This is a genomic window from Streptomyces sp. NPDC015220, assembly GCF_043079345.1.
In the GTDB taxonomy this organism is placed as follows: Bacteria; Actinomycetota; Actinomycetes; order Streptomycetales; family Streptomycetaceae; genus Streptomyces.
In genome coordinates this window covers 873,149-895,323 of record NZ_JBIBUK010000001.1, presented here as the reverse complement: position 1 = coordinate 895,323, position 22,175 = coordinate 873,149, and the positions used below count along the sequence as shown (strand labels likewise).

The window sequence follows — 22,175 nt, the reverse complement described above, 5'->3', positions numbered from 1 at the left end:
GGGGCCCGGGCGGGGCTCAGTCTCCGCCGTCCCCGCCGCCTCCGCTCCCGCCGCCTCCGCGCCGGCCGCGGTTTCCGGGCCGGGCCGCTACCCAGGCCCGGACGGTGTCGGCGTACCAGTAGGGCCTGCCGGCCTCCACGTGGTCCGGTGGCGGAAGCAGACCGTGCTTGCGATAGGACCGCACGGTGTCCGGCCGCACCCGGATGTGCGCCGCGATCTCCTTGTACGACCAGAGGCTTCGGTCGGTCATGTACGTACCTCCCCAGTGCCCGGCGAACGACGGGGGCCGGGCGGCGGCATGGGGCTGTGGCCCGCCTGTGACAGAGGGACAGCGTTCCTGAGACATCTGTGACAGGAGAGTGGCGTTGGTGACGTGGCCGATGCGAACGGGGCGTCTTCCGGCCTCTTCGGTGCCGCTCGTCCGAATGTCCGGACAAAGCATTGACAGTCCGCCGCGTCCGGCACTACAACCGGGGGAGTCGCACACACACGTTCGGCGCCCGCCCCGGCGAGTGGAGCACACTGCCGGCGAGCGGGCGGTTGTACGGTGCAGGTACATGACGGACGGAGCACGCGGAGTTCCAAGAACCGGGTGGTGAGCGCACGTTGGGTCAAGGCACGTGGGCGCTCGGCGCCGCCCGGTCACCGATCGCCTCCGGCGCGGGAGGCCGCTTCGCCCTGGCAGGAGCGAAGTGCGAGCGTCGACTCCCCGCCCGCTACGGCCCCGCGCCGGAGGTCTCCGACACGCACACGGCCCGGTCCGCGGCGTTCCGGACGCGCGAAGGCCCCGGCCCGGAGGGTCCACTGGACGTCCACGGCTCCGGTGCGGAGGGTCCGGCGACACGCGCACGGCCCACCCGCTCACGGCCACGCCGGGGCACGGCATTGGACACTCCCACATGTGTCTACACGGACACCGAAACCGCAGACACAGTGTCGGGCGCGCCCCGGCCGCGGCCCTGGTGGGATGGGTACGTGACCGAGACCGCGGCCCGACCGCCGGCGCTCGGGGCACATGAGCTGCACGAACGGCACGTCTCGACCCGACGCCGCCATCTGTGAAGGAGTAACCGGGCATGACGAAGATCGTCAACCACTGGATCGGCGGGAAGACCGTCGAAGGCGCCTCGGGGACGTACGGGCCGGTCACGGACCCGGCGACCGGCGCGGTCACCACCAAGGTGGCGTTCGCCTCGGTCGACGAGGTGGACGCGGCGGTGGCGGCCGCCCAGGACGCGTACCTGACCTGGGGCCAGTCCTCGCTGGCGCAGCGCACCTCGATCCTGTTCAGGTTCCGCGCGCTGCTGGACGCCCACCGGGACGAGATCGCCGATCTGATCACCGCCGAGCACGGCAAGGTGCACTCCGACGCGCTCGGCGAGGTCGCGCGCGGCCTGGAGATCGTCGACCTGGCCTGCGGGATCAGCGTGCAGCTCAAGGGCGAGCTGTCGACGCAGGTGGCGACCCGGGTGGACGTGGCCTCGATCCGGCAGCCGCTGGGCGTGGTCGCCGGCATCACGCCGTTCAACTTCCCGGCGATGGTCCCGATGTGGATGTTCCCCATCGCCATCGCCTGCGGCAACACCTTCGTGCTGAAGCCGAGCGAGAAGGACCCGTCGGCGTCGGTGCGCATCGCCGAGCTGCTGTCCGAGGCGGGCCTGCCCGACGGCGTGTTCAACGTCGTGCACGGCGACAAGGTGGCCGTCGACCGCCTCCTGGAGCACCCCGACGTCAAGGCGGTCTCCTTCGTCGGCTCGACCCCGATCGCCCGCTACATCCACACCACCGCCGCCACCAACGGCAAGCGCGTGCAGGCGCTGGGCGGCGCCAAGAACCACATGCTGGTCCTGCCGGACGCCGACCTGGACGCGGCGGCGGACGCCGCGGTCTCGGCGGCCTACGGCTCGGCCGGCGAGCGCTGCATGGCCATCTCCGCCGTGGTCGCGGTCGGCTCGGTCGGCGACGAGCTGGTGACGAAGATCCGCGAGCGCGCCGAGAAGATCAAGATCGGTCCGGGCGACGACCCGGCCTCCGAGATGGGTCCGCTGATCACCGCCGCCCACCGCGACAAGGTGGCCTCCTATGTGAAGGGCGCCGCCGACGAGGGCTGCGAGGTGGTCCTGGACGGCACCGGCCACACCGTGGAGGGCTTCGAGGACGGCCACTGGATCGGCCTGTCGCTGCTGGACCGGGTGCCGACCACCGCGAAGGCGTACCAGGACGAGATCTTCGGCCCGGTGCTGTGCGTGCTGCGCGTGGACACCTACGAGGAGGGCGTGGCCCTCATCAACGCCTCGCCGTTCGGCAACGGCACCGCCGTCTTCACCCGGGACGGCGGCGCGGCCCGCCGCTTCCAGCTGGAGGTCGAGGCCGGCATGGTCGGTGTGAACGTGCCGATCCCGGTGCCGGTGGGCTACCACTCCTTCGGCGGCTGGAAGGACTCGCTCTTCGGCGACCACCACATCTACGGCAACGACGGCACCCACTTCTACACGCGCGGCAAGGTGGTCACCACCCGCTGGCCCGACCCGTCCGAGGCCCCGGCCGGCGTCGACCTCGGGTTCCCGCGCAACCACTGACGCCCACCGGCCGATCCGTGCCCCGCCCCGGCGAACGCCGGGGCGGGGCACCTTCGTGTCCGCGGGCTCGCGCGTACGGGCCCGGGCGGGCCGGACCCGAAGAGGAGGCGGACGGGGACGGCCCCGAGCCGCGCCGACCCGGCCGTGACCGCGTCGGCCGTGACCGCGCCGACCCGCTTCCCGCCGCACCCCCGTGCCCACCCGCTTCCCGCCTCCACCCACTTTTTTGTGCGTACTTGGCAGCGGCCGACGGTGCGGCGAACCTGGTTGCGGGCGGCCGGCGGCCGCCGGATCACGAGGGGACGGAGGGGGCGTTGAGTCAGGAGACCGGCTGGGGCCCGGTGAGCCTCGCCAAGCGGCGGTGGCCCCAGTCGGACAGGGGCGCCAGCGCCTCGGAGAGCTCGCGGCCGAACGCGGTCAGCGAGTACACGGTCTTCAGCGGCAGCACGTCGTGCACCTCCCGGTGCACCAGCCCGTCCGACTCCATCTCGCGCAGGGCCTGAGTCAGGACCTTCTCGCTGAGGCCCGGCAGCCGTCGGCGCAGCTCACCGGGGCGCTGGGGGCCGGACTCCAGCAGCCAGAGAAGAGCGGTCTTCCACTTGCCGTCGATCACGGCGATCGCGGCGGTCACTCCGCAGACATTCGTGTCCTGAGCACGACTGCGCGTCATCTTCGCCCCATTCATCCATGTTTAATTGCATTCATATGAAGGGTGGATCATGTCCAAGCACTCCGAACAGTCTGCCGTCACCGTGCTCGGCCTGGGGCCGATGGGCCGGGCCCTGGCCGGTGCGTTCCTGGGCGCGGGACTGCGGACCACGGTCTGGAACCGGACACCGGGCCGGGACGCCGAACTGGTCGAGCGGGGAGCGGCCGGCGCCCGGACGGCGCGGGAGGCGGTCGCCGCGAGCGAACTGACCGTCGTCTGCCTGGTGAACTACGACGCGGTGGACGCCGTCCTGCGGCGCGAGGAGGTCGCCGCCGCGCTGAAGGGCCGCACGGTCGTCAACCTGACCGCGGACACTCCGGGCCGGGCCCGGGAACTGGCGGACTGGGCCGCCGCGCACGGCATCCGTTACCTGGACGGTGCGATCATGACGCCGACCACGACCATCGGAACGCCCGCCGCGGTGTTCATCCACAGCGGCCCGGCGGAGTTCTACCGGGAGCACCGGCCCGTGCTGGAGGCGCTGGGCGGGACCCACACCCACCTCGGCGAGGAGATCGGCCGGGCGGCGGCGTACGACATCGCGCTGCTCGACGTCTTCTGGACCGCGATGACCGGCTACGCGCACGCCCTGGCGGTGGCGCGGGCCGAGGGCGTCACCGCGCGGGAACTGGCGCCGTTCGCCCAGGGCATCGGCGAGATCCTGCCGCCGCTGTTCGGCGAGATCGCCGAGGACGTGGAGAGCGGCGGCTTCTCCGGCGAGGGCAACCCGATCACCTCGGCGGTGTCGTCCATGGCGCACATCGTGCACGCCTCCGAGGCGCACGGCATCGACGCGGGGGTGATGCGCGCGGCCGAGGGCGTGGTCCGCCGCGCCATCGCGCGGGGGCACGGCGCGGACGGGTTCAGCCGGATCGCCGAGGTCCTGAGCCGCCGCTGAGGGCCGTAGGGAGGCCGGGAGGCCGGCGGCGAGCCTGCGGAGCCCGACCGGAAGCCGGCGGCGAGCCTGCGGAGCCCGACCGGAAGCCGGCGGCGAGCCTGCGGAGCCCGACCGGAAGCCGTCGGCGGGTCCCTCGGATCCCGACCGGAAGCCGTCGGCGGGTCCCTCGGATCCCGACCGGAAGCCCTCGGTGAGCCCTCCGGAGTCCGTCCGGAAGCCGGCGGCGAGCAAGGGCCCGGTCGGTGGCTGCGGGTTTCCCCGTCGTCACCGAGTGTGGCACGAGGCGCTGTCGCGGCCGTCCGGATACCGGACGGCCGCAACTTTTTTTACGCCACGCCTGCGATTCCCGTGCGGACGGGATGAAACGGGTGCCTGAGGCAAGTGGATGCGTTCGCCTTCGAAAACAAGGTCACAGTTCGCCGGGGCTTGATGAATGCCCTGGCGAAGCCTCGGTACCTGCGAAAACGATCCGATGCTCCGCTGATTGCAACTGCGGATTCCGAAGGTAAACAGCCATTGACGTGATGGTTTTCGTCGGGGTTCCATGCTGGCGCCGGGAGCGGACGAAGAGACGAAGAACCCATGAGCGAAGCCGCCGGAGGCGATAGCGCTCCCGAGCCCCCATCATCTGTTGCACGAGTCGATCGGAACCGCCGCATGACCGACACGCTCCGCCCTGTCGACAACGCCGTCGCTCAGGCGAACGGAAGCCCCGCAGGGAAGACGGACAGTCCCCAGCAGCTCAAGCGCTCCATCGGGGTCGTCGGCGGCACCCTCCTCACCCTCTCGTGCGTGACGCCCGCGTCCACGCTCTTCGTGGTCGTGCCCGACCTGTTCGGCTCGCTCGGCACCGCGACCGCGATGACGATCGCCATCGGCTCGCTGCTCTGTATCGCCGTGGCGTTCTGCTACTCGGAGCTGGGCACCCTCATCCCCAGCGCGGGCGGCGAGTACGCCATGGTCTCCACGATGGCCGGGCGGCTGGCGGGCTGGCTGGTCTTCGTGCTGTCCCTGCTGGTCGTCGTGATCGTCCCGCCGGTGATCGCCATGGGCACGGCGGACTACCTGACGCCGATCGTGCACCTCGACCCGGCGATGACCGGTGCCGGCGTGATGCTGCTGGCCACTCTCGCCGGTCTGCTGGACCTGCGCGCCAACGCCTGGATCACCGGCATCTTCCTGGTCCTGGAGGTCATCGCGGCCGGCGTGGTCGCCATGCTGGGCTTCGCCCACAGCCAGCGCGGGGTCGGCAGCCTGGTCTCCATGCAGGTGGCCGACTCGGCCGGCCACACCGACCCGGTGACGGCCATGCTGGTCATCTCCGGGCTCGCCATCGCCCTCTTCGCCACCCAGGGCTTCTCGACCGCCGTCTACCTCTCCGAGGAACTGGAGAACCCGCGCCGCAACGTGGCCCGCACGGTGCTCGCCACCCTCGCCATCTCCTCGGTGATCATCCTCGTGCCGGTCGTCGCCATCACCATGGGCGCCTCCGACCTCAAGGAGCTGACCAGCGGCGACCTCAGCTCGATGGTGACCGCCTGGTCCAACTCCGCGGTCGGCACCTTCGTCAGCCTCTGCGTGGCCCTGGCGATCATCAACGCCGGCATCGTCATGGTCATCCAGAACTCCCGCGTGCTGTTCGCCTCCGCCCGCGACAAGGCATGGCCCGCGCCCGTCAACAACGTCTTCTCCCGGCTGGGCCGCTTCGGCTCCCCCTGGGTGGCCACCCTCGCGGTCGGCGTTCCCGGCGCCGCCCTCTGCTTCGTCAACCTGGACACGCTCTACGGCGTCACCGGCGTCTCGGTGACCGGCATGTACATCCTGGTCGCGGTCGCCGCCCTGCTGTGCCGCCGCGGCGCCCACAAGCACACCTCCGCCTGGCGCATGCCGCTGTGGCCCGCCATGCCGATCCTGCTGATCGTGGTGCTGGTGTACATCCTCACCCAGCAGGAGGTCGGCTACCTGCTGTGGACCGGCGGCATCACCGCCGTCGCCACCCTGTACTGGGCCTTCTACCTCCGCCCGCGCCGCGACACGCGCTGGCTGGTCTCCATCCCCGCCGACGAGCAGGAGTAACCCGGCGAACTCCCCCGACAGCCGGCGGACGTCCTGCGCCGGCGAAGGCCCTCCACGGTGTGGAGGGCCTTCGCCGTACCCGCACGGCCGTGCCCGCTACCACGGCCGCGGTACGCCGTCCCGCGGCCGTACTCCCCGAGGAGGGGGCCGGGTTCGGCCCAGCGGTGGCACCGGTTGTCGGCGGCGACCCGTACCGTGGAGCCATGGATCTTCGAGGGCTGCTCCGACGGCCCCGGCGGTGGGCGGCCGCCGGGGCCGCCGTCGTCCTGCTCGCCGGGGCCGGCACCTGGACGGCGGTCGCCTCCGACGACCCGCCCGCAGTGCACCGCGCCGACCGGGTCATGAGCATGGGCGGCGGGGTGCGCGTCGACACCTCGTACTTCACCCCCGCCGGCGCCGGCCGCCACCCCGCCGTCCTGCTCGGACACGGCTTCGGCGGCAGCAAGGACGACGTACGCCGGCAGGCCGAGGACCTCGCCCGGGACGGGTACGCGGTGCTCACCTGGTCGGCGCGCGGCTTCGGCAGGTCCACCGGGCGGATCGGGCTGAACGACCCCGAGGCCGAGGTCGCCGACGTCTCCCGGCTGATCGACTGGCTGGCCCGGCAGCCCCAGGTCCGGCTGGACCGGCCCGGCGACCCCCGGGTGGGCGTGGCCGGGGCCTCCTACGGAGGCGCGGTCTCCCTGCTCGCCGCCGGGTACGACCACCGGGTCGACGCCATCGCCCCGGCGATCACCTACTGGAACCTCGCCGACGCGCTGTTCCCGAACGGCGTCTTCAAGAAACTCTGGGCGGGCGTCTTCATCAACTCCGGCGGCGGCTGCGACAGGTTCGAGGCCGAGCTGTGCCGGATGTACCAGCGGGTCGCCGAGTCCGGGCGGCCGGACACCCAGGCGCGCCGACTGCTCCAGGAGCGCTCGCCGTCCGCCGTGGCCGGCCGCATCAAGGTGCCGACGCTGCTGGTCCAGGGGCAGACCGACTCGCTCTTCCCGCTCGGGCAGGCCGACGCGGCCGCCGAGGCGATCAAGGCCAACGGCGCCCCCGTGGCCGTGGACTGGATCGCGGGCGGGCACGACGGCGGCGACCTGGAGGGCAGCCGGGTCGGAAGCCGCGTGCGCGACTGGTTCGACCGCTACCTCAAGGGCGACCGGGGCGCGGGCACCGGCCCGGCCTTCCGGATCAGCCGCACCGGAGGCGTCGACTCCACCGACGGCACGACCCGGCTGCGGGGCGCGAGCGCGGACACGTACCCGGGACTGGCGAGCGGAGAGCGGTCCATCGCCCTGACCGGGCGCCGGCAGCGGTTCCAGAACCCGGCCGGAGCCAACCCGCCCGCCGTCTCCTCCCTGCCCGGCATCGGCGGCGCCGACGGCTCGCTCGCCCAGCTGTCCGCGCTCGGCGTCGGCGTGTCGCTGGACTTCCCCGGCCAGTACGCCGCCTTCGAGTCGGCTCCGGTCGGCGGCGACCTGCGCATCACCGGATCGCCCACCGTGACCGTGCGCGTCTCCTCGACCGGCGACGACGCCGTGCTCTTCGCGAAGCTGTACGACGTCGGGCCGGGCAAGGCCCGGCCGGTGCTGCCCGCCCAGCTCGTGGACCCGGTGCGGATCGAGGGCGCCAAGGCGGGCAAGGACGTCACCCTCACCCTCCCGGCCGTCGACCACCAGGTGCTGAAGGGGCACCGGCTGCGTCTCGTGCTCGCCTCCACCGACCTCGCCTACGCCTCCCCGGCGAACCCGGCGACGTACACCGTCGCCCTGCGCGGCGACCTGAAGGTGCCGACCGCACCCGCGGTCACCACCGCGGCGGCGCCGCTGCCCGCGTGGGTGTGGTGGCTGCCGGTCGCGGGCCTGGCCGCCGCGCTCGCCCTGCTGCTGACCGCCCGCCGCCGCACCGCCACGCCCGCCCCCGACCCCGGGCTGGCCCACGTCCCGCTGCTGATCACCGGCCTGAGCAAGCGGTACGCCGGATCGGCCGACCGGTACGCCGTACGGGACCTGTCCTTCCGCGTCGAGCGGGGCCAGGTGCTGGGCCTGCTCGGGCCCAACGGCGCCGGCAAGACCACCACCCTGCGCATGCTGATGGGCCTGATCCGGCCGGACGACGGTGAGATCCGTGTCTTCGGCCACGCGATCCGGCCCGGCGCGCCCGTCCTCTCCCGGGTCGGCGCCTTCGTCGAGGGCGCCGGCTTCCTGCCGCACCTGTCCGGCCGGGAGAACCTCCGGCTGTACTGGCGGGCCACCGGCCGGCCGGCCGAGGACGCCCACCTGGACGAGGCACTGGAGATCGCCGGCCTCGGCGACGCGCTGGCCCGCGCCGTACGCACCTACTCCCAGGGCATGCGCCAGCGCCTGGCCATCGCCCAGGCCATGCTGGGCCTGCCCGACCTGCTGATCCTCGACGAGCCCACCAACGGCCTGGACCCGCCCCAGATCCGCGAGATGCGCGAGGTGATGATCCGCTACGCGGCCGGCGGGCGCACGGTGATCGTCTCCAGCCATCTCCTGGCCGAGGTGGAGCAGTCCTGCACCCACCTGGTCGTCATGGACCGCGGGCGGCTGGTGCAGGCCGGCCCGGTGGGCGAGATCGTCGGCTCCGGGGACACCCTGCTGATCGGCACGGCCACGCCGATGGACGGGCCCGTCGCGGAGAAGGTGGCCGCCCTGCCCGGCGTGGCCTCGGCGGTACTCACCGAGGACGGCATCCTCGTCCGGCTGGAGCCCGGCGGCACGCCGCAGGCGCTCGTCGCGGAGTTGGTGCGGCTGGACGTGCCCGTCGCCTCGGTCGGCCCGCACCGCCGCCTGGAGGACGCCTTCCTCACCCTGATCGGAGGTACCGCATGAGCACGCCCACCCAGGACACCGAGCCCGTCGAGGCGGCCTCCGGCTACCGCGCGGGCCGCACCCTGCCGCTCCGCGTCGAACTGGCGCGCCAGCTCAAGCGCCGCCGCACACTGATCATGGGCGGGATCCTGGCCGCGCTGCCCTTCGTGCTGGTGGCCGCCTTCGCGATCGGTGGCGACCCGGGCGGCCGCAACAACCGGGTGACCCTGATGGACACGGCCACCGCCTCCGGCGCCAACTTCGCCGCGGTGAACCTGTTCGTCTCGGCGGGCTTCCTGCTGGTGATCCCGGTGGCCCTGTTCTGCGGGGACACGGTCGCCTCGGAGGCGAGCTGGTCCTCCCTGCGCTACCTGCTCGCCGCGCCCGTGCCCAGGGCCCGGCTGCTGTGGTCCAAGCTGGTCGTCGGGCTGGGGCTGAGCCTGGCCGCTATGGTGCTGCTGCCCGTGGTGGCGCTGGCCGTGGGCACGGCCGCCTACGGCTGGGGCCCGCTGCGCACACCCACCGGCGGCGTGCTCGACGCGGGCACCGCGGCCCAGCGGCTGGTGGTCGTCGTGGCGTACGTCTTCGTGTCCCAGCTCGTCACCGCCGGGCTGGCGTTCTGGCTGTCCACCAAGACCGACGCGCCGCTGGGCGCGGTGGGCGGCGCGGTCGGCCTGACCATCGTGGGCAACGTCCTGGACGCCGTCACCGCCCTGGGCGACTGGCGGCACTTCCTGCCCGCGCACTGGCAGTTCGCCTGGGCCGACGCCGTGCAGCCGCAGCCGGAGTGGGCCGGGATGATCCAGGGCACGGCCGTCTCCGTCAGCTACGCGCTGGTGCTCTTCGCCCTGGCCTTCCGCGGCTTCGCCAGGAAGGACGTGGTCTCCTAAGGCCTCTCGTTTGGATCATGTTGGGCTCGCGGGGTCTGGTGCCGCACCTCGCCGCGTTGTCGTCGGTTGCCATGGCTCCGCCATGACGCCCTCCTCCGCCTTGCGATGCTCCCCCACCGCCTGAACGGCGTGGGAGGCACCCCCATCACCAGACCCCGCTCCCTGATCCGGCATGTTCCGAACGAAAGACCCCGGGCCCGCCCGGCGCACTCCCGCCGTCCGCCCCGGCGGGGCCTCGCGGCGCCGGGTGCGTGCTCCGGGGGCCCGCTGTCCGGAAGCACGGGGGCGCGGGGCAGGCGTGAGTTCGTCGGCCGGGCCCGCGGCCCGTCGGCGCGGACCCGGTCCAACCGGGTGAACTTGCGCCACCAATCGTCATGTGTCGGGTTGATGAAGCAGTAGGGCATGCGGCGCCACGAGAACTCGGTCTCCCGGTTCCAGGGCCGGCCTTCCCCATTCTTCACACAGGAAGACACCACATTGCGACAGACCCTGAGCAGGGGAGTGTTCGCGGCGGCCGCCGCCACGGGCATTCTGTCCCTGTCCGGCACCTCCGCCTTCGCCGACACGTTCGCGTCAGGAACCGCCGAGGACTCCCCCGGAGTGCTCTCCGGGAACAACGTGCAGGCACCGGTCGAGGTGCAGGTGAACGCGTGCGGCAACACCGTCGACGGCGTCGCGGCGCTCAACGGCGCGTTCGGCAACTCCTGCGAGAACGGACCGTGCGAGGCCGAGGACCGGTCGGATTCCTCGTACGGCGACTCCGGCTACGGCAAGGAGGAGGAGTGCGAGACCACTCCGCCCACCTCCTCCGCGCCGACACCGCCGCCCACGCGCTCCCACAAGCCCCGTCCCACACCGCCGCCCACCCGCGCGCGCCACACTCCGCCCGCGGCCGTGGAGAAGCCCCACGAGCCGCCGCAGCTCGCCCAGACCGGCGGCAAGGCCACGGCGGTGGCCGGAGCCGCCGGTGCCGTGCTGATCGCGGGCGGGGCGATGCTCTACCGGCGCGGCCGCGCCGCCATCCACCGGTAGCGGCACCGCACCCGGGTGCCGGCCCGACCCGTCCGGCACCCACCCCCCACTCGGACGACCGAACGCACCCCACCCGAGTGGCACCCCCTCCCCGTCCCGGCGCGCCCCCCATGGGCAACAGCGTCGGCATGGGCTGAGCCCGGACACGGCCGCGCGAGCGGTCCGGCCGGACCCGCGTTCCCGGTTCCCGGGCCGGCGGGACCTCCTTCGCCGAGCCCGGGGCGACTCGTCGCGGACGGCGTTCCGTCGTCTCCGGCCGATCGCCCGGCTCCAGAGCGACCCGACCGGCCCCACGGGCCATCCGGACCGGAGCCCTCTCCGGGGGCCCGGGAAACTCCTCGGCGGCCGGACGACGGTCCGCCGCCCGGCCGCCGAGGAGTACGCCGGGACCGGCGCATCCGGCCCGGGCCGCCAGGGGCGCGGGAACACCCGGCACCGTGGCCTCGACGACCCGGTGAGCACCTCCGCCGCCCCGCCCCTGTCGCCGAGCCCTGCCGGAGACGGCACATCGGCCCGCGCACCGGAGTCACCTCCCCCCGGAACCCCTGGCGGCCCCTTGGAATGCCCGGGACCACCGCGCTCTCGGAGAGCGGAGTACCTGGGCGGCGGCGACGAAGGTGACGTGACTGCGCCGGCCCGCCAGGTGCGGTCCTCGAACGGGGGCGGCGAGCGACGACACCGACGCGCTCCGCGCCTGGGACCGCACTCCGGACCGCGCACGCGGGCGCGTCTCCCAGCCGGACTGGGCGTCCGGGGCGGCAGCCCGGGCCGGCAGCGCATCCCGTGACCGGGGGGAAGCCCCTCCCGAACGGTTCGCCGGCGTCCCCGTCCCGTGTTCCCCGCCTGCCCCGTGCCCCGCGCCTGCCCCGTGCCCCGCGCCTGCCCCATGCCCGCACCCGGCGCCCGGTGCGCTCCGGACCGGAGCGCACCGGATACGCGAGGTGTCGTCCCCGGGCGGGCGCACGGCCCACCCGCGCGGACGGCCCTACCCGGACGGGCCTCCGCGGACCGGCACGGGATCGGACCGGCACGGGATCGGACCGGCACGGGATCGGACCGGCACGGGAACCACCGGGGCACGACCCGCCGCCGACCGGTGCGGGCCACGGTGGGAGGCGGCCCCCGCAGCGGCGCGAGTCATCGCGCGACGCGGCCCGCCCCGGCATCGGTCACCCGGCGGGACCGGCCCCGGCCCGATGCGCGGATCGCCCCCCGGGACGGCCGGCCCGGTACGCGCCACCGCCCGAGCCGGCCGGCCGGTACGCGTCACCGCCCGGACCGGCCGCCCGTACGCACGACCTCCGGATACGGCGCCGGCCCGGCGCGGACCTCCCCGTGAGGTGGTCCGCGCCGGGCCGGGCGGCGTCGTCCGGATCCGGCAGCCGTCAGTGGCGTACCGGGGAGGGCGAGGTGTTGCGGGTGCCGCGCCGTCCCGGCACCGGGACCGTGACGCCCGCCGGAGTCGTTCGCAGCCGGCGGCGCACCCCTCGGACCAGAGCCCCCGCCGTGAACGTCGCGCCCTGGACGAACCGCATGGCCGGGCCGAAGCCGGAGGCGGTCACCAGGCCGGCGAGGAACAGGCCGGGGTGGGAGGACTCGAAGTCGCGCCCGACCTCGGGAGAACCGTCGGGCAGCGCCGCCAGCGTCGCGCGCAGGTCGGGGGAGATCATGCCGAACCGTTCGCAGCTCGTCCGGAACCCGGTGGCGGCGATGACGTGTTCGGTCTCCACGGACCGCACCGTGCCGTCGAGGCTCACCGTCTCCAGCCGCAGGCCGCCGGGGATCGCGGCGGCCGAGGCGACCTCGTGGCCGGGCAGCAGCTCCACCGCCCCCTCCACCCGGTCCCGGACCCACCACGCGCCCGCCGGTCCCAGCGCGGTGGCCGCGATGCGCGCCCGGGTCGGCTCCGGCAGGCGCCGGAAGAGGTTGGGGCGCTCGGAGTAGAACCAGTTGCGCCAGCCGGGTCCGAGGCCGCTGTGCGGGGAACGGACCGACTGCCACCAGGAGCGTTCCAGAACCGGCGGCAGGTCGTTCCACCGCAGCCGGTCCGCCCGCGCCAGCACCCTCACCCGCGAGCCCTGCTCGGCGAGCAGGGCCGCGGTCTCCAGGGCCGCCTGGCCGCCGCCGATCACCGTGAGGTCCATGCCGCGGAACCGGGCGAGGTCGCTGTGGTCGCTGCTGTGCGTCACCAGGGAGGGGTGCAGCCCGCGCAGGGCCCGCGGCACCTCGATGAACGGCATCACGCCGACCGCCATCGCCACCGTCCGCGCCTGCACGGCCTGCCCGTCCTCGGTGACCACCGTGAAGCCGCCGGTGCCGGAGGAGACCTGGCTCACCATGCGCTCGTCCACCTCCGGCACGGCGTTGCGGGCGAACCACAGGCCGTACGCCGCGAACGTCTCCACCGGGATCGGCTCGGCGTGACGCGCCGTCAGGCCCTGCTCGGCGCAGTAGGCGTCCAGGCGCCAGCGGCCGTTCGGGTCGGACAGGTTCGACGCCCACGGCTCGGACTTCAGCAGCATGCCGCGGGGCATGTGGTCCCGCCAGGAGGCCATCGGCCGGCCGAACACGCGAAGGTTCAGCCCGGCGCTCGCGGCGTGGGATGCGATCGACAGGCCGTACGGGCCCGCGCCCACCACCACAAGGTCGTACTTCATCGACTGCTCGCTTTCTCGTTGTCGGTCAGGGAGGGCAGGGAGGGTGAGGAAGAGGAGGCCGCACCGGGGGCCGGGCGGGGGATCGGACGGGACGCGGGCGCCACCGCGGTAGCGCTCAGCCGCTGCCGCAGCCGGCGGGAGACGTGGCCGCACCAGAGGGCCCACATCGTCCAGCCGGGGACGCGGTCGTCCCGGGCGTACCAGGCGAGCTCGCGCCCGCCGGACGCCGTGCGCAGCGCGGCCAGCGGCGCGTAGTTCTCCACCACGAACGCCCGCCCGGCCAGCGGGGCGGGCGCCGGCAGCGGCCGCCCCGTCAGGTCCAGGTGCAGGGCGCGTACGACGTCCAGCCCGGTGCCGTCGGCGAAGAGCCGGAACTGCGCGCCGGGGCGCGGGTTGAAGTCGAGCAGGTGGTAACGGCCCGTCACGGCGCAGCGCCGGAAGTCGAGGTCGAGGACGCCGCGGTAGCCGAGCTCGCCGACGAGCCGCTCGGCCAGGGCCTGGAGCTGCGGATTGGGCGTCCAGCGGCCCACCGCGGTCAGCCCCGCGCCCCGCGGCCAGGACAGTTGTTTGCGGCCCGGCCCGCCCGCGTGGACGGCGCCCGAACGGTCGGCGTAGCCGTGGAAGAACCAGTCCAGGTCCTCGCCCGGCGGCAGGTACGCCTGGAGCAGCAGCGGGCTGCCCGCCTCCTCGGTGCGCAGGTACAACTCCCGGGCCTCCCGCTCCGAGCGCACCAGCACCGTGCTGCGCAGGTCGCCGCCGGCGGGCAGCAGCCAGGGCCGGCTCCACTTCGCCACCACCGGCAGCCCGAGCCGGCGCGCGTCCTCGGCGGCCCGCGCCGCGCTGTCCGGGACCAGCGTCACCGGGTGCGGGACGCCCGCCGAGGCGCACACGGCGGCCAGTTCCGCCTTGTCGGCGACGCGCTCGGCCAGCGTGCTCGGCACCGCCGGGAGGAGGTAGGCGGGCGCGAGGTCGTCCCGCATCCGGCCCGCCGCCACGGCGCTGGCGTCGTCCATCGGGACCAGCACGGCGGGGCGGCCGATCCGGTCGGCCACGCGGCGCAGTACGGCGCGGATGTCGTCCAGGGACGCCCCCGGAGGCGGCGGGGAATGCATGGCGTGCGCATAACGCGACCTGCGGACGGGGCTCCGCGTCTCATCGGCGACGACATGGACCTCCACTCCCGCCCGGCCGAGCGAACGCACGGCTCCGAGCGTTCCGTGGTGAAAGGGATTCCGGTCGATCCGCAGCACTACGGCGGGGACGCGGATGTCGAGCAGCGGCACTGGCTCTCTTTTCCTGGCGGTTTCTTCGGATCGGCTCACCCATACGGGCGAGAACGGCACTCGAAAGCCGCGACGGCGGTGGCGCCACCGGCTTTCCTGTGCCTGACTTCATATGACTGGCCGTCAATATGGGGAACATGGGCGGGATTCCGGACCGGGGCGACGAAAGGAACACGTATGGCACCGGAGCAGAGGCGGACGCGGGTCCGGCGGCTGGCACTGGGGGCGGCGGTCGCCGTCGTGTCGGCCACCCTGGCGTGCGGTCCCGCGGTGGGCGTGGAGGTGGTGCGAGCCACCGATCCACGCCCTCCGGCGCCCAGCCCCGTGGTGCCCGAGGTGACCGTTCCGGCCGTCCCCGAGGTGCCCGGGGCGACCGTCCCGCCCGTGCCCCAGGCACCCGCGGTGACCGTCCCGGCCGTCCCTCCGGTGCCCGTGATCACGCCCTCGGTCCCGACGCCGCCGGCCGTCGTCCGGCCGCCGATGGCCATGCCCGCGCCGGTCGCCCAGCTCCCGGCCTTCGGCGCCTTCCTCAGCTCCGACGCCGGTGGCGTGGCCCGGCTGCCGCAGCTCAGCCACTGGCTGGGCGGCGCGGACCTCCGCGTCGGCCACACCTATCTGCCCGGCGACAGCTGGGCCGACATCGAGGGCGCGCCCGGTTTCCTCCAGGCGTGGGCCCGCTGGCGCGGCGAGAGACCGGACCGGATGCTCGTCCTCAACGTGCCCCTGCAGGAGCACAACGAGGCGGGCGTCCCCGACGCCGAGGTCGCACGGCTGCTGCGGCAGGGCGCGGCGGGGGCGTTCGACCACCACTTCCGCGTCCTCGCCGAGCGGCTGGTCCGGCTCGGGGTGCCGGACACGGTTCTCGTGCTCGGCTGGGAGATGAACGGCGCCACCTACACCCACCGCTGCGGGCCGGACCCGGAGGCGTGGAAGAAGTACTGGAACCGGATCGTCACCGCGATGCGCTCGGTGCCGGGGCAGAGATTCCGCTTCGACTTCACGCCGAGCCGCGGACTGGACGCCGTTCCCTGGACCCAGTGCTATCCGGGCGACGACACGGTCGACATCGTCGGAATGGATTCCTACGACCAGCCGGCCGGTATCTCCTTCGAGCAGCAGGTGAACGAGCCGTTCGGACTGCGGGCCCACGTGGAATTCGCGAAGGCCCACGGAAAGCCGTTCTCCTACCCGGAATGGGGGCTCTTCCGCAACGGCGACAACGCCGAGTACATGCGGCACATGCTGGCGTGGATGGACGAGCACAGGCCGCTCTACAACACGCTGTCCGACTACTGCCCGCACGGCGTGTGGCAGTGCCCGGCCAATCCCAGGGCGTCCCACGTCTACCGGTCCTTCCTCTTCGGACGCGCCGACAGGCCGGCCCCCGTCCCGACCACGACCCCGACCCCGGCGCCGCGGCCGGACACGCCCGGCACCCCACCGCCCCCGGCGAACTGCACGACGCTGAACCTGGGCAGCTGGGTGGAGCACTGGCTCGGCGGCAGGCTCTGCGTCCGCTTCGACGGGTGGTCCTAGTGCCGCGGCGGGTTCGGATCCGTCCGCCCGTACGGGCCCGGCCGGGAGCACCGTCGTCACTTCCGGCCCTTCGCGTCGGCGGCGACGGCCGGCGCGGGCACCGCGGCGGCGGGCGCCGGGTCGCCCTCGTCCCGGCCGGCCCGCCGGGGCCGGGCCAGCAGGGCCAGGCCGCACAGCAGCCCGCCGGCGCTCGCGCCCACCAGGGCGGTCACCCCCGACGAGGCGGACGTCGGCTCGGTGGGTGTCATCGCCCGCGAGAACTGCACCAGCTGCACCTGGGTGCTGCCCTTGGCGGCGTTCGCCTGAAGGGTCAGCGCGCGGGAGACGGCGTTGGCCATGTCCGCGGCGAGAGCCGGGCGCGAGGAGGTGGCGGACACGGCCACCATCGGAGCGTCCGGCGAGGTCGCCGCCTGCACGTTCCGCTGGAGCGTGCGCACCGGCACGCCCGCCTGCTTCCGCGCGTCCGCCAGCACCGCCGGCTGGGTGGCGACACGGCCGTACGCCTGCGCGAAACCGAGGGCCGAGCCGGGGTCCGACTTCTTGGTCGGCACGGCGACGACATAGCTGGTGGCCGTGTACGTCGCGGGTGTCAGCATGCCGTAGGCGCCGCCGAGCAGGCCGCCGACGAGAGCGCCGGCCGCGAGCACGGACCAGGACGGCAGCTTCCTGACCCGGTCCAGGGACAGGTGGCGCCGGCGGGTCGGGGTGTCGGTCATGACGGGCTTGCTCCCAAAGGTGAGGGGGACGACGAACTGGAGACCGCGGCGGCGTACACGTCCATGAGCCGGGCGGCGCTGCGGGTGATGCTGTAGCGGTGCGCGGCCTGGGGCGCGATACGCGGCGCGGAACCCGAGGCGCGGGCCTCGGCGATCGCACGGGCGTACGCCTCGGGGCCGCCGCGCACCCGCCGGGCGTCGCCGGCCGCCGACGGCGGCAGGTCCTCGACGGCCGGGCAGGAGGCGTAGCGGACGGGCAGGCCGCAGGCCAGTGCCTCCACGACCGCCAGGCCGAACGCCTCCTCCGTGGACGGGGCCGCGAGCAGGTCCATCGCGCAGGTGAGCGAGGGCAGGTCGGGGCCCGGGGAGCCGTCGGGCACGTACGGGCGTTCCCCGGTGAACAGCACGCGCCCGGCCACACCGGCCTCGCGGGCCGTGCGGCGCAGGACGTGCTCCTCCGGGCCGCCGCCCACCAGCAGCAGCCAGCAGTCCTCCGGGAGGAGGGCGAGCGCGCGGACGAGGACGTCGAACCGCTTGCCCGGGGCGAGCCGGCCGACGCCGCCGACGACGTACGCGCCCTCCGGCAGGCCGAGGCGCCGGCGGGTGCGCTCGCGCCGCTCCTGGTCGAAGCGGAAGCGGTCCAGGTCGATGCCGTTGGGGATGACCTCGATGCGGGGCGCGGGCACCCCCCAGTGCTTGAGCCGGTCGGCCACCGTCGGGGAGACGGCGACCGTCGCCGAGCCGAGCCGCTCGCTGGCGAGGTAGAGCGCGCGCACTCCCGCGGTCAGCGGGCGGCCCTCCATCTGCGAGTCGCCCAGGGAGTGTTCGGTGGCCACGACAGCGCGGACCCCGGCGACGCGCGCGGCGAGCCGGCCGTACACGCAGGCCCGGTACAGATGGGTGTGCACGAGGTCGTAGCGGCCCGCGCGGATCAGCCGGACCAGGCGCGGCAGCGCGGCCAGGTCGCGGTTGCCGCCCATGCCGAGGTGCACGACGCGGACGCCGTCGGCGGTCAGCCCCTCGGCGACCGCGCCGGGGTGGGTGAGCGTCACCACGTCGCAGTCGACGGGCAGGTGACGCAGCAGCAGTCGCAGCTGCTGCTCGGCCCCGCCGACGCCGAGGCCGGTGATGACGTGCAGGGCCCGCATCGTCGAGGACGGCCTCGCGGCCGCGGCCGCGCCCGTCGTGGTGGTCGCGCTCATCTCACAGGCCCTCCACCGGGCGCCGGCGCAGCCGGTGCAGCCGGAGCTTGAGGTGCAGGCGCAGGGCGGTGTCGTTCTGCCCGACGTGCGCGCGCGGCAGGGCGTGCGGGCCGGTCAGCGGGCCGGGGTCGATGGCGCAGGCGTATGCGTAGCCCGCCTCGCGCACCGCCTCGACGACGCGGGCGTCGATCGTGCCGTAGGGGTAGCAGAAGCCGTCCGTGCGGACGCCGGTCAGCTCCGTGAGTTGGGCCCGGCTCTCGGCGACCTCGGCCCGCAGCGTGCTGTCGTCGGCGCGGGTGAGGTCGACGTGGGTCAGCCCGTGCGAGCCGATCTCCACGCCCTCGGCGGCGGCGTGCCGGATGCCGTCCGCGGCGAGCAGCGGTCTGCGCGGGCCGAGCGGGTCCCAGGCGTTGTCGCCGCCGAGCCGGCCGGGCAGGACGAAGAGGGTGGCGCGGCAGCCCCAGCGGCGCAGCAGCGGCAGGGCGCTGGTGACGAAGTCGGCGTACCCGTCGTCGAAGGTGAGCCCGATCAGGCCCCGGTCCTCGCCCCGGGCGCGGGCGGCGAGCAGCTCGGTCATGGACACGCCTCGCAGGCCGCGCCGGCGCAGCCACGACAACTGCCGCTCGAGCCGCTCGGGGGTGACCGTCACGCGGTACGGGTCGTCCGAGCAGTCGCCCACCGAGTGGTACATCGCCACCCACGGGAACGGGCCGGAGCGGGGGACCGGGGGGCGGCCTGTGACGGCGGAATCAACGGATGCGGCCATGTGTGAGCCTTCGTGTGACGGTGCGTACGGAGCGCAGTGCGGAGGTGCGGCCCTGGGGTCCCAGGGCCAGGGTGAGCGGGACGAAGACGACGGCGACGGTCAGGCAGCCGGCCACCAGGCCCGCCGCCGGCGAGCCGGGCCGGCTCGCCACGAACGCGCCCGCGACCGTGGCGACGACCGCGGCGCGCACCGGCCTGCTCAACTCGGCCAGCACCTGCCGGACACGCACCGAGACGCTGTGCGCGTCGGTGCGCCGGCCCGTGCGCAGGCCCGCGAGGAGCAGGGCGGCGGTGACGGTGATGCCGAGGGCGTTGGCGGCGGCGATGCCCGCCACGCCGAAGGCGCCCACGGTGGCGGCGCCGGTCCAGGAGGTCACGGCGATGCCCGCGGCCATCGCGCCGACGGGGTACCAGGTGGCCCGGCCCGCCGAGAAGTAGGTGCGCACCAGGGCGCCCACCAGGGTCTGGCCCAGCAGGCCGAGCGCGTACACGCGCATGACGTCGGCCGTGGCGGTGGTGTCGCCGGCGGTGAAGGCACCCCGCTGGAAGAGCAGTTCCGTCATCTGCGGGGCACAGGCGATCACCACCGAGGTGCCCAGCAGCACCAGGCCGGAGGCCAGCGCCAGGTCCCGCTGCACCCGGTTGCGGGCCCGTTCGGTGTCGCCGTCCGCCAGCGCCCGCGCCACCACCGGGAAGGTGACGGTGCACAGCATCAGCGACAGCGTCATCGGGATCTGGGCGACCTTCTGCGCGTAGTTCAGGTGCGAGATGGCCCCGGCGGGCAGGGTGGAGGCGAGGAAGCGTTCGACGAGGACCTGCGACTGGCGGCACAGGGCGAACAGCAGCACGGCGGCGACCAGGACGAGCTGCATGGGCCGCTGCTCGGCGCCCTCCCCCCTCCCGCGCTCCGCCGGCGCGCGGGAGGTGAGCTGCCGCCACAGGGACGGCACCTGCACCGCCACCATCAGGCAGCCGCCCGCCGCGACCCCGACCGCGGCCGAGCGCACCCCCCAGCGCTCGCCGAACAGGAACATCGCGGCGACGATGCCGGTGTTGTAGGCGACGTAGATCGCCGCGGGCGCGAAGAAGCGGCGGTGCGCGCGCAGGGCGGCGCTGCAGTACCCGGCGAGTCCGAAGGCCAGCACACAGGTCGCCGTGAGCCGGGTGCAGTCGGCGGCGAGCCCGGGGTCGGGCAGGCCGGGGGCCAGCGCCCGGACCAGCCAGGGCGCCCCGCCGGCCACCAGCGCGGACACCGCGGCGAGGGCGAGGCAGAGCCGGGGCAGGGTGGAGCCCACCAGCGCGCGGACCGGATCGCCCGAGGCGCCCCGGGCACGGCGGGCCAACGCCATGCTGAACGCCGGGATCAGCACCAGCGCCAGACCGTCCTCGATGAGCAGGGTGGAGGCGAACTCCGGCACGGTCCACGCGACCAGGAAGGCGTCCGTGTCGCTGCCCGCGCCGAACAGCCGGGCCAGCGCCTGGTCGCGGACCAGGCCGAGCAGGGAGCCGACGATGGACAGCGACGCAGTGACGATCGTCGCCCGGGCGAGGAAGCCCCGGGAGGCCGAGGGCGCTTCGGCGCCGCCCGCGGACTCGGCGGCGGCGCGCGCCGCGGGGACGGCCGCCGTGGCGTCGGCCGGCGGCCCGGGGGGCGAGGGCTGCACTGTCATCGCGCCACGGCCTTCCCGGCGCGCTGCGGCGTCCCGGCGCGCGCCGCCACGGCCGCCCGCCGCCCGCCGGCCAGCGCCCACCACGCCGCGAGGCCCAGGGCCAGGCCGGTCAGCACGGTCGAGGGGCCCCCGATGTCCCCGTACACGAAGTCGGTCAGCAGCCAGACCAGCAGCCCGCAGGCGACGAGCGCGCAGTCCAGCCCGGGGCCGTGCCGCCGTACGCCCGGCAGCCGCCGCAGCCCGCACACCAGCAGCACCAGCCAGCTCCCGGCGAGCCCGGCCAGCCCGAGCACGCCCTGCTCGCTCAGCAGCAGCAGGTACATGTTGTGCGGCGACAGCAGCGGCTGCCTCCGGTACGTCGTTCGCGCGCCCGCGACCTCGGCGCCCGAGGACAGCGCCAGCGTGGCGTGCCCGTCGCGGTACTCGGGGAAGCCCTTCAGCCCGACGCCCGTCAGCGGGTGCTGACGCCACATGCCGACGGCGGACGCCCACAGGGTGTACCGGTCGATCACCGACTGGTCGGGAGCGTCGGCGACCTGGGCGATGCTGTCGATCCGCTCCTGCAACTGCGCCGTGCCGACGCCGAACCCGCCGACCAGGACCACGGCCGCGGCGGCGATGCCCGCGGCCGCTCCCAGCGCACGGCGCGGCCCCGCCAGCACCAGCTGCACGGCGCACGCCAGGGCGGTCGCGATCCAGGCGCCCCGGCTGAAGGAGAACGCCAGCGGCGCCAGCAGCGCCAGGGCGCACCCGGCGGCCGTCGCCCGCTGCCGCACCGAGGACCGGCCCAGCGCGATCCCGACCGCGCACACCAGGCCGAGGGCCACCGCCGTCGCCATGCCCATCACGTCCTGCGCCCCGAAGGTGCCGACCGCCCGGACGTCCTCGCCCTGGTAGGAGGCGCCGGTCCGGGTGAGGTACTGGTACACGCCGATGGCCCCCTGGACGAGGGCGAGTCCCACGAACGACCAGGCCAGCAGCCGGAAGGCGGACCGGCCGCGGATCAGCAGCAGTACGGCCGCCGGGACCAGCACGAAGACCTGCAGATAGCGGCCGAGTCCGGCGATCCCGGTCTCGGCCGATGACGCGCCCATCGCGGCCAGCGCCAGTCCCACGACCGGCAGGCCGAGCACCACCGCCGCGGCGCGCGACAGCGGGCGCCGCCGTTCGCGCAGCAGCAGCACCAGGCAGTACAGCACCATCAGGGCGGAGACCACGTCGGCGGGTTCCGCGCCGCCCGGCGTCACCGGCAGGGCCAGCAGCGCGACCACGGCCACCGCGGCCGTGACGGGCGGCAGCGCGCGGGCCCGGCGCGGGAGCGCTGTCAGGGCGAGACTCAC

16 protein-coding genes and 1 pseudogene are annotated in these 22,175 nt (G+C 74.6%); 8 read left to right on the top strand and 9 right to left on the bottom strand.

Translation table 11 applies throughout. The features are described from left to right. Nucleotides 1-16: 16 nt before the first annotated feature. Entirely contained in the window at nucleotides 17-250 is a 234-nt protein-coding gene (locus tag ACF061_RS04180) for a helix-turn-helix transcriptional regulator (protein WP_392265227.1), read from the bottom strand. 632 nt (nucleotides 251-882) lie between these two features. Here ACF061_RS04180 and ACF061_RS04175 point away from each other — a divergent pair. After that, nucleotides 883-1,062: pseudogene (locus ACF061_RS04175) on the top strand (hypothetical protein); the annotation flags it as partial. 14 nt (nucleotides 1,063-1,076) lie between these two features. Then, nucleotides 1,077-2,579 carry a CoA-acylating methylmalonate-semialdehyde dehydrogenase gene (gene mmsA / locus ACF061_RS04170; RefSeq protein WP_392265226.1) on the top strand — a complete coding sequence of 501 codons (1,503 nt, stop codon included), beginning with the start codon at nucleotides 1,077-1,079 and terminating at the stop codon, nucleotides 2,577-2,579. 319 nt (nucleotides 2,580-2,898) lie between these two features. Here the strand turns inward: mmsA and ACF061_RS04165 are convergent, their stop codons facing one another. Continuing rightward, nucleotides 2,899-3,249, bottom strand: coding sequence for a winged helix-turn-helix transcriptional regulator (locus tag ACF061_RS04165; protein ID WP_392265225.1), 351 nt, complete (start codon nucleotides 3,247-3,249; stop codon nucleotides 2,899-2,901). Between the two features lie 49 nt (nucleotides 3,250-3,298). Between ACF061_RS04165 and ACF061_RS04160 the strand changes: the two genes are divergently transcribed. The 5 genes from ACF061_RS04160 (at nucleotide 3,299) to ACF061_RS04140 (ending at nucleotide 11,006) form a co-directional block, all read left to right on the top strand. Continuing rightward, nucleotides 3,299-4,186 (top strand): NAD(P)-dependent oxidoreductase, encoded by an 888-nt coding sequence (locus ACF061_RS04160; RefSeq protein WP_392265224.1) that lies wholly within the window; start codon nucleotides 3,299-3,301, stop codon nucleotides 4,184-4,186. A gap of 657 nt (nucleotides 4,187-4,843) precedes the next feature. After that, nucleotides 4,844-6,262 (top strand): APC family permease, encoded by a 1,419-nt coding sequence (locus ACF061_RS04155; protein ID WP_392265223.1) that lies wholly within the window; start codon nucleotides 4,844-4,846, stop codon nucleotides 6,260-6,262. 203 nt (nucleotides 6,263-6,465) lie between these two features. After that, nucleotides 6,466-9,105, top strand: a complete 2,640-nt coding sequence (locus tag ACF061_RS04150) for a CocE/NonD family hydrolase (RefSeq protein WP_392265222.1) — start codon at nucleotides 6,466-6,468, stop codon at nucleotides 9,103-9,105. Further along, nucleotides 9,102-9,974, top strand: a complete 873-nt coding sequence (locus ACF061_RS04145; protein ID WP_392265221.1) for an ABC transporter permease — start codon at nucleotides 9,102-9,104, stop codon at nucleotides 9,972-9,974. The genes ACF061_RS04150 and ACF061_RS04145 overlap by 4 nt, the downstream gene beginning before the upstream one ends. A gap of 477 nt (nucleotides 9,975-10,451) precedes the next feature. Further along, complete coding sequence (locus ACF061_RS04140; protein ID WP_392265220.1) at nucleotides 10,452-11,006, top strand: chaplin; 555 nt, start codon at nucleotides 10,452-10,454, stop codon at nucleotides 11,004-11,006. Between the two features lie 1,385 nt (nucleotides 11,007-12,391). Here the strand turns inward: ACF061_RS04140 and ACF061_RS04135 are convergent. Then, the gene (locus tag ACF061_RS04135) at nucleotides 12,392-13,663 is read right to left on the bottom strand and encodes an NAD(P)-binding domain-containing protein (protein ID WP_392265219.1); all 1,272 of its coding nucleotides are present in this window, start codon (nucleotides 13,661-13,663) and stop codon (nucleotides 12,392-12,394) included. After that, nucleotides 13,660-14,946, bottom strand: a complete 1,287-nt coding sequence (locus ACF061_RS04130) for an ATP-grasp domain-containing protein (protein WP_392265218.1) — start codon at nucleotides 14,944-14,946, stop codon at nucleotides 13,660-13,662. The genes ACF061_RS04135 and ACF061_RS04130 overlap by 4 nt, the downstream gene beginning before the upstream one ends. 177 nt (nucleotides 14,947-15,123) lie before the next feature. Between ACF061_RS04130 and ACF061_RS04125 the strand changes: the two genes are divergently transcribed. Further along, the gene (locus tag ACF061_RS04125) at nucleotides 15,124-16,482 is read left to right on the top strand and encodes a glycosyl hydrolase (protein WP_392265217.1); all 1,359 of its coding nucleotides are present in this window, start codon (nucleotides 15,124-15,126) and stop codon (nucleotides 16,480-16,482) included. 56 nt (nucleotides 16,483-16,538) lie between these two features. Here ACF061_RS04125 and ACF061_RS04120 read toward each other — a convergent pair whose 3' ends face one another. From ACF061_RS04120 to ACF061_RS04100, 5 genes are read right to left on the bottom strand one after another with little or no spacing between them, the layout of a single operon-like run. Continuing rightward, on the bottom strand, nucleotides 16,539-17,198 hold the full coding sequence (locus tag ACF061_RS04120; RefSeq protein ID WP_392265216.1) for a lipopolysaccharide biosynthesis protein: 660 nt from the start codon (nucleotides 17,196-17,198) through the stop codon (nucleotides 16,539-16,541). Further along, nucleotides 17,195-18,346 carry a glycosyltransferase gene (locus ACF061_RS04115; RefSeq protein WP_392265392.1) on the bottom strand — a complete coding sequence of 384 codons (1,152 nt, stop codon included), beginning with the start codon at nucleotides 18,344-18,346 and terminating at the stop codon, nucleotides 17,195-17,197. Before ACF061_RS04115 ends, ACF061_RS04120 begins: the two co-directional genes overlap by 4 nt. A gap of 55 nt (nucleotides 18,347-18,401) precedes the next feature. Continuing rightward, the gene (locus tag ACF061_RS04110) at nucleotides 18,402-19,166 is read right to left on the bottom strand and encodes a polysaccharide deacetylase family protein (protein ID WP_392265215.1); all 765 of its coding nucleotides are present in this window, start codon (nucleotides 19,164-19,166) and stop codon (nucleotides 18,402-18,404) included. Next, on the bottom strand, nucleotides 19,150-20,835 hold the full coding sequence (gene murJ / locus ACF061_RS04105) for a murein biosynthesis integral membrane protein MurJ (protein ID WP_392265214.1): 1,686 nt from the start codon (nucleotides 20,833-20,835) through the stop codon (nucleotides 19,150-19,152). The genes ACF061_RS04110 and murJ overlap by 17 nt, the downstream gene beginning before the upstream one ends. Continuing rightward, nucleotides 20,832-22,175: an O-antigen ligase family protein gene (locus tag ACF061_RS04100; RefSeq protein ID WP_392265213.1), complete on the bottom strand. Its 1,344-nt coding sequence runs from the start codon at nucleotides 22,173-22,175 to the stop codon at nucleotides 20,832-20,834. The genes murJ and ACF061_RS04100 overlap by 4 nt, the downstream gene beginning before the upstream one ends.

Bases quoted from the DNA above. Each gene is read 5' to 3' on its own strand.
- ACF061_RS04180 (WP_392265227.1), bottom strand. From the start codon at position 250: ATGACCGACCGAAGCCTCTGGTCGTACAAGGAGATCGCGGCGCACATC.
- mmsA (WP_392265226.1), top strand. From the start codon at position 1,077: ATGACGAAGATCGTCAACCACTGGATCGGCGGGAAGACCGTCGAAGGC.
- ACF061_RS04165 (WP_392265225.1), bottom strand. From the start codon at position 3,249: ATGACGCGCAGTCGTGCTCAGGACACGAATGTCTGCGGAGTGACCGCC.
- ACF061_RS04160 (WP_392265224.1), top strand. From the start codon at position 3,299: ATGTCCAAGCACTCCGAACAGTCTGCCGTCACCGTGCTCGGCCTGGGG.
- ACF061_RS04155 (WP_392265223.1), top strand. From the start codon at position 4,844: ATGACCGACACGCTCCGCCCTGTCGACAACGCCGTCGCTCAGGCGAAC.
- ACF061_RS04150 (WP_392265222.1), top strand. From the start codon at position 6,466: ATGGATCTTCGAGGGCTGCTCCGACGGCCCCGGCGGTGGGCGGCCGCC.
- ACF061_RS04145 (WP_392265221.1), top strand. From the start codon at position 9,102: ATGAGCACGCCCACCCAGGACACCGAGCCCGTCGAGGCGGCCTCCGGC.
- ACF061_RS04135 (WP_392265219.1), bottom strand. From the start codon at position 13,663: ATGAAGTACGACCTTGTGGTGGTGGGCGCGGGCCCGTACGGCCTGTCG.
- ACF061_RS04125 (WP_392265217.1), top strand. From the start codon at position 15,124: ATGGCACCGGAGCAGAGGCGGACGCGGGTCCGGCGGCTGGCACTGGGG.
- ACF061_RS04120 (WP_392265216.1), bottom strand. From the start codon at position 17,198: ATGACCGACACCCCGACCCGCCGGCGCCACCTGTCCCTGGACCGGGTC.
- ACF061_RS04115 (WP_392265392.1), bottom strand. From the start codon at position 18,346: ATGCGGGCCCTGCACGTCATCACCGGCCTCGGCGTCGGCGGGGCCGAG.
- ACF061_RS04110 (WP_392265215.1), bottom strand. From the start codon at position 19,166: ATGGCCGCATCCGTTGATTCCGCCGTCACAGGCCGCCCCCCGGTCCCC.
- murJ (WP_392265214.1), bottom strand. From the start codon at position 20,835: ATGACAGTGCAGCCCTCGCCCCCCGGGCCGCCGGCCGACGCCACGGCG.